This is a genomic window from Nonomuraea sp. NPDC050451 (assembly GCF_044458585.1).
Window position 1 is genome coordinate 24,933 of the sequence record NZ_JBITHZ010000070.1, and the last position, 6,000, is coordinate 30,932.

Consider the following 6,000-nt stretch of genomic DNA (forward strand, 5'->3'; position numbering starts at 1 on the left):
CAGGCATGGAGGATGCGGGGGCCAGGGCAACGGCACCGGTCTGCGGGTAGCCGGCTGCCGCGTCCTGGAGGTCGGTGGCCCAGGAGCGCGCCGTGCTGGACGCGGGCCTGGGCAGGGGCCTTCCCGGTCCGTTCCTCGGGCTGATCTACCCCGCTCAGACCTCGAACCTCAGGAACCGGGGACGTCGCCAGCTCTGTGGATCTTCCCATCCACAGAGCGTCAGGGCATCGAGGCTGGAAAGCTGGGCGCTATGGCGGACCTTTCGGCCCTTTCCCTCACTGGCCAGCACCTCAGCCCTCCGCAGGCCGTTCCGGCGGCCTGGTCGCCGTACGCCTGGCGGTGCTTCGTCGAGGACGAGCAGCCCGCGCCGGGCGCTGGAGGCCGACGCCGAGGCGGCCGCGCGGCTGGCCGCAATCCCTCGGCGACGCCTTCGATGCGCACGAGAAGGCCGGCCTCGGTGAGGATGTGGCGCTGCCGCAGCAGAGACTGGGTCGCGGTGGAGACGCGGGAGTAGACGATCTGCGGGCATGGCTGGCCACCCGCACCCATGGCCCGCGCGCGCCCTCACCGACGACCAGCTCGCCGCCAGCGCCCAACCGTGGAGGAAGTCGCTCTCGACCTCGACGCAGGCGGCCTGCCCCGACGTGTGGGACGGTGTCGGAACGTCACGCGCTGGACGCTGGAGTTGCGGTGCCTGCTGGAGCGGATCGTGTGCTGGCGCTGGCAGGACGTTCCCGGCTCGCCTCGCGGCCCACTTGGCGGTCGCCATGAGTTCAAACTCCCTGCTCAGGCTAATCCGACAGCTCCCGGACAAGTCCCCGCAGGCCACGCCGCCGGCGACACGGTCGGGCGCTCATCGGGACGCCGCGGTCGCGGCGAGGGTGGGGAAAGTCAGCAGCGCACGTCTGCGATCCAGATTCTCTCGTTGTTGTGGACCCTGATCCATATCTCGGACTGGGGGCGGTGGCTCGCCTGCACCGACCTTATCCCTCCGCTGTACCAGGTGACCCTGCAGCCGACGTCGACAAGGAAGGCATCGGTGTCTTTGAAGTACCTGCTCGAGCCCTGCCCAGGCTGGACCCAAGCGTAGTGCGGGTCCTGGTTGCGGCCATTGCTGTAGCAGGGATGATTGCCGACTTTCCGTTCGCCGCCGCCGCACCAATCGCGCGAGATCAGGATCCGCTTCTTGGCATGATTGTCGACTTTCCCACAGAACGGCTGCCTGCACTCGGGACCGGCGTGCGCGGGTTCGGCTGCCACAAGGGTCTGCATTGCCAGCCCGCCGGCTATCAGAGCAGTGACCATAGCCATCCGACAGCCGATCCCAACGCCTCGGCTGGCCCTCAGTGTCTTCATGCCTGGCTCCCTAGGTGTCCAGTTAACGGTGTATCTCGATCTTGATGAGTTGTCGTGGTAGTCGAGTCAGACGGCCTGCGAAGGTGATGGAAGGCGTTCAGGGCGGCTTTCCACCGGGGCCCCAGCGTCTGCCGCCCTTTGCCGGTCGGGTCCGAGCTCGTGATGGCCCATGTAGACGCACTTGTTCACGAACTGCGCGTGTATTTCGCGGACTCTTCTCGACTTCCGTCAGAAGTAGTACGGAGAGAAGAGGGTGGCTGAGTCACCTTGTATCCAGACGGTTGGCCTCACCCACTGATAGTTGGTCTGGTTACGTGCCCCGTAGACCCCTCCCACCCAAGAGGCAGAGCAGTTGGTCAGGCCCGAGGGCGGGTCGTAATAGGAGCTGCCGTTGTCGTGCCGCCACTCCACCGCGGCTCGTGCGCACTTCCCGTTGCCCGGGTTGTTGTCCCAGACATAAAGATCGACGTAGTGGGCGCCGTCGCTGGAACGGCGGAACAGGCAGCTGTTGATGAAGGCTTCGCCGGTACGGTCAGATCCCTCCCAGCACTTCACGGCCGAGTCAGTGGACCGCACGATCGGCGGAGGTTGAACAGGCTCGCTGTGGGCCGCGGCAGGTGATGCGGCGGTCATGATCGCGGCCCCCGCTAACACGGTTGCCAGAGCCGCCGCAGAAGTTCGCCCCATGGCTGTATCGCTCCTTTCTGAAACGAATGGCTGGCCGTCATCGACTGTGCGGAGGTCGCCCTCTTTACGGCAACGCGATCGCGCCCGGTTGGGACGGCTGGGATGTCATACCGACCCTGACCAGCGGACATTGGATCAGCCTGGGATGGCGTGAAATGATCAGAAACGATGGCTCTTTCGATGCTTCTGCAGATCTTGAAGAAACGCAGCGGGCAAAGTTACGCCGCTCTCGCCCGTAGGACGTACATCAGCAGTTCGACCCTGCACCGCTATTGCACGGGCAAGGCGAGGATCCCCGACGCTGCTGTCCTCACGAGCATCGCCAGAGCCTGCGGCGCGACCGATCAGGAGATTCTGGAGGTCACTCAAGCCTGGCTTGCCGATCAGGAACCGGCCTCGATTCAGGAACCGGCCTCGACGCCGCCGGCCGTACCGGCACATCCCAATCCCGCAGCGCGCGGGAAGCCGCTGAGACGCGGCGTAGTGCTAATCGCAGTGGCGGCGCTCTTGTTGACTGCGGTGGGTCCGCCCGGCGCCCCGCCTGTGCCCGCACCACCGCAGTGGGTCAGTGGTCCGAGCTGGGTTGTTGCTCCGATGCCGGTGGCCTCGGCCCGGTTCGGCGTAACGATGAACGCGGACACGGGCGAGATGCCCGGCTTCCGGGTGGGAGCGGTCCGGTTCTGGGACAGCGGCACGCGATGGACCCAACTCGAGCCACGCCGGGGCGAGTACGACTGGACCGTTGCCGATCGGCTCGTGAAGGGCGCGCAGCGGGCCGGGCTGCCCGCGCTGTTCGTCATCGGCGGCACTCCCGCGTGGGCCGCCCCGAACGCTCCGCGCATGGCCTATCCCGACGGTTCCCGGGCGGCGCCACCGGACGACCTGGCCGATTGGGAGCGGTTCGTCCGCGCGCTGGCTCAGCGGTATCGGGGCCGGGTGGAGGGGTACGAGCTGTGGCCGGTCGGCAACGATTCCCGGTTCTACACCGGCGACACGGCGACCCTGGTCGAGATGACCAGGCGGGCGAACCGCATCATCAAACGGGCCGACCCCAAGGCCATCGTGGTGTGCCCTGGCATGGGCCGCTTGTGGAGCGCCGAGGGACGCGAACTTTTGCGCAGGTTCGCCGAGACAGGCGGCTATGAACACTGTGACGTCGCCAGTATCAAGCTGCACCAGCGCATCGCCTCCGATCCGCCGGAGACCGTACTGACGATCCTGGCGGCTGCCTACCGGACGATGCACCAGGCGGGAGTGCATCCCCCTGTCTGGAGCACCGGGACCACGCACGACATCGTCCTGCAGCAACCGCTGGACGAGGCGCGCGCGATCGATCACGCGGTGCGCTTCTACCTAACCGGGCTCTACGGCAGCGCCAGCAGCAACCTTCAACGCACCTACTTTTACGCCTGGGGCAGCGCGAACCTGCCGGTGGTCTTGCAGGCCGAGGGCGGAGCACCCACTAGGGCCGCGCTCGCGGTGGAGCAGTTGCAGCGCTGGCTTGCCCATGCCCAGGTGCGGGCCTGCGGTCAGGGAGCCGCGATCCGCCTGCCAGCCAACGTGTGGCAGTGCGAGTTCACCATGCCCGACGTTGCCGGCCGGTACCCCTCCGCAGTCCTGCGCTGGACCCATACAGGCACCGCGTCGACGCCGGCTCCACCCGGCGCCACCCAGGTCCACAAGCTGGACGGAACCTCCACGCCCGTCGCCTCGGGCGACTCTCTCGACATCACCACCCGGCCAGTCCTCGTGACCGGCCGGTAGCATTTCGCAAGCTCGGCGGTCAACCAGTGGTGCCGCCTCTTCCCACTCCGGGCGATATTCGCCAGCACGCGTGCCGGAACCTCCTGAACCACAAGCCCTAAAGCCGGGGGCCGTCGCCGGCAGCGGCGCGCAACTGGCCATGCCCCCGCGGCTGCACCGATCCGGCCGACCATGACCCTGGCCACCGGTTCACCAAGTGCACCGTCTCGCCACCCCAGCAGCCGCTGGGTCCGGACGGACGATGCCTGGGCGAATGCGAGTCGACCGACGCCGCGATGCGCCGAGCCAACCCCCGCTTCTTCTACGACCTGGCCGACAGCGCGATGATGTACTGCTACCACTGCGACCATCCGCTGCCGCTCTAGGCCTGAGCTAATCGTCGGCGGCCGGGAAGTGCCGGTCCAGGATGTCGGCCCAGTGCGGCAGGACGACGAAACCGCCGCCGTCATGGAACAGGTCAGCCTGGATGGCGACCAGCTCGGCGAGCGCCGCGGCGAACGGGCTGGCGGCCTGTTCGGCGGGCAGCGCCTGCAGGGCGGCCTGGAAACGGGCGTGGGCGTCCGGGAACAGCTGCTGGGCCCGCTCCTCCTCCTGGCGCGTCAGCTCGGCGCCCTCCCTGATCCGCCTTTCCTGGGCGAGGAAGTCGGCGCAGTCAGCGGCGTGGACCTGAGTGACCGCGACGCCGTCTTCGGCCCACACCACGGTCACCATGTCGCCGGTCCCCGGGGCGGTGGCCCGGCAAGTCGGGCACAGCCGGGTCTCGGTGTCGTACTGGCCGATGGTCATGTCCTCACCAGCCGCCGTACGAGCCGGCCCGAGCCGGGTCGACCAGGGTGCCGTAGTGGGCGGCCAGCTCGGCGTAGGCTTTGTTGATCTTCGGGTCGTAGAGATCCGGCTTGTCCACCCCGGTGCGCAGGTTGTCCGGCACCAGCCGGTGCGGCGCGCCGCCGAAGAATCGGAAGGCCTCCACGTGCGCTTCGGTCCAGGCGTGCTGGTCCAGGTGCACCACCGGCCGGACGAACATGTGCCGTGAGCACGGCAGCACCATCACGAACGCCCAGATCCGATGCCGCTTGCCGGTGCGCGGGTCGCTCCACTGGCCGAGGAAGCCGTAGTCGATCTGGGCTTCGGCAGCAGGCTCGAACTCCCTGCGCAGCACCGTGACCCGGGAGCGGCTCATCTCCTCCGGCAGCGTGGCGTGCACCCACCGGCGGAACGCTGAAATGGACACCTTCAGCCCATGCTCGTCGCGTAACCGCTGGTGAATGGTGGTGACGGTGACCGTCCCCAGCAGAGCTTTGATGTAGTCGCGGTGCCTGTCGATCTCCGGCCAGGTGATTTGCCGCAGCGTCGAGTCGGCCATCTCCGGGAACCAGCTCTTGATCAGCTTGGCCCAGTCTGTGAGGTTCGCCGGTACATGGCCGGGAGTTTCGGCGCTATCTGACCGGTACGTTTCGAGGACCGGATCGCCATCCCGATCGGGATCATGGCGCTGACCTGCGGCAGGTCTGTTCGGGACGCCGCGCAGAACGGTTGTTCTGTCCGGTCAGCGGCCAGAGAGCGCCGGAAGTTCTCGGCCACATACCGCCGGAACTCACAACTTCCGCGGCATCCCCGACCTGGTCAGCCGTGACTTCACCGCCGCCCGTCCGGGCACCAAGCTGGTCGGCGACATCACCTACGTCCGCACCTGGGAGGGCTTCCTCTACCTGGCCACCGTGATCGACTGTCACAGCAAGGCAGTGCTGGGCTGGGCGATGGCCGACCACTACCGCACCGACCTGGTCAAGGACGCGATCCGGATGGCCGCCGGCACCGGCCTGCTCCAGCCCGGCGCCCTGTTCCACACCGACCGCGGCTCGAACTACACCAGCGACGAGTTCGGCCGCTTCCTGACCGGCCTGGGCATCCGCCGCTCGGTCGGCCGCACCGGCGTCTGCTACGACTGTGAGAATGGGATCACCGTCACCGGGGCGGCTTGACTCGTGTTACGACTGACCCTTCGGGTGTCCTTGCTGTTGATCTGTCGGTCGCCTCGGGGACGGTTGGATGCGAGCCGTCGGCCGTGCGGATGGTGACCCAATAGGGGGTGCCGGTGAGAAACGTGTCAGTGCGCCATGGAAAGCGCTGTTTGTCCGAACGGAGGTGTAAGACCACCGTCGCCCGGCCGTCGTAGCGGTGGGGTGAAGCAGG

The 6,000-nt window shown here is 67.5% G+C and carries 5 protein-coding genes and 1 pseudogene; 2 read left to right on the plus strand and 4 right to left on the minus strand.

The features are described 5' to 3' along the window. Nucleotides 1-891: 891 nt before the first annotated feature. Both ACIBI9_RS65895 and ACIBI9_RS65900 read right to left on the minus strand, forming a co-directional pair. The gene (locus tag ACIBI9_RS65895; protein WP_397238960.1) at nucleotides 892-1,356 is read right to left on the minus strand and encodes a hypothetical protein; all 465 of its coding nucleotides are present in this window, start codon (nucleotides 1,354-1,356) and stop codon (nucleotides 892-894) included. Between the two features lie 228 nt (nucleotides 1,357-1,584). Beyond that, nucleotides 1,585-2,043 carry a hypothetical protein gene (locus ACIBI9_RS65900; protein WP_397238962.1) on the minus strand — a complete coding sequence of 153 codons (459 nt, stop codon included), beginning with the start codon at nucleotides 2,041-2,043 and terminating at the stop codon, nucleotides 1,585-1,587. Nucleotides 2,044-2,223: 180 nt separating this feature from the next. Between ACIBI9_RS65900 and ACIBI9_RS65905 the strand changes: the two genes are divergently transcribed. Further along, nucleotides 2,224-3,807: a helix-turn-helix domain-containing protein gene (locus ACIBI9_RS65905; protein ID WP_397238964.1), complete on the plus strand. Its 1,584-nt coding sequence runs from the start codon at nucleotides 2,224-2,226 to the stop codon at nucleotides 3,805-3,807. A gap of 372 nt (nucleotides 3,808-4,179) precedes the next feature. Here the strand turns inward: ACIBI9_RS65905 and ACIBI9_RS65910 are convergent, their stop codons facing one another. Next, complete coding sequence (locus ACIBI9_RS65910; RefSeq protein WP_397238966.1) at nucleotides 4,180-4,593, minus strand: hypothetical protein; 414 nt, start codon at nucleotides 4,591-4,593, stop codon at nucleotides 4,180-4,182. 4 nt (nucleotides 4,594-4,597) lie between these two features. Further along, nucleotides 4,598-5,170 carry a DDE-type integrase/transposase/recombinase gene (locus ACIBI9_RS65915; RefSeq protein WP_397238968.1) on the minus strand — a complete coding sequence of 191 codons (573 nt, stop codon included), beginning with the start codon at nucleotides 5,168-5,170 and terminating at the stop codon, nucleotides 4,598-4,600. A gap of 253 nt (nucleotides 5,171-5,423) precedes the next feature. On the opposite strand from ACIBI9_RS65915, the pseudogene ACIBI9_RS65920 reads away from it, so the two are divergent. Next, a pseudogene (locus ACIBI9_RS65920) lies at nucleotides 5,424-5,753 on the plus strand (DDE-type integrase/transposase/recombinase); the annotation flags it as partial. Between the last annotated feature and the right edge of the window lie 247 nt (nucleotides 5,754-6,000).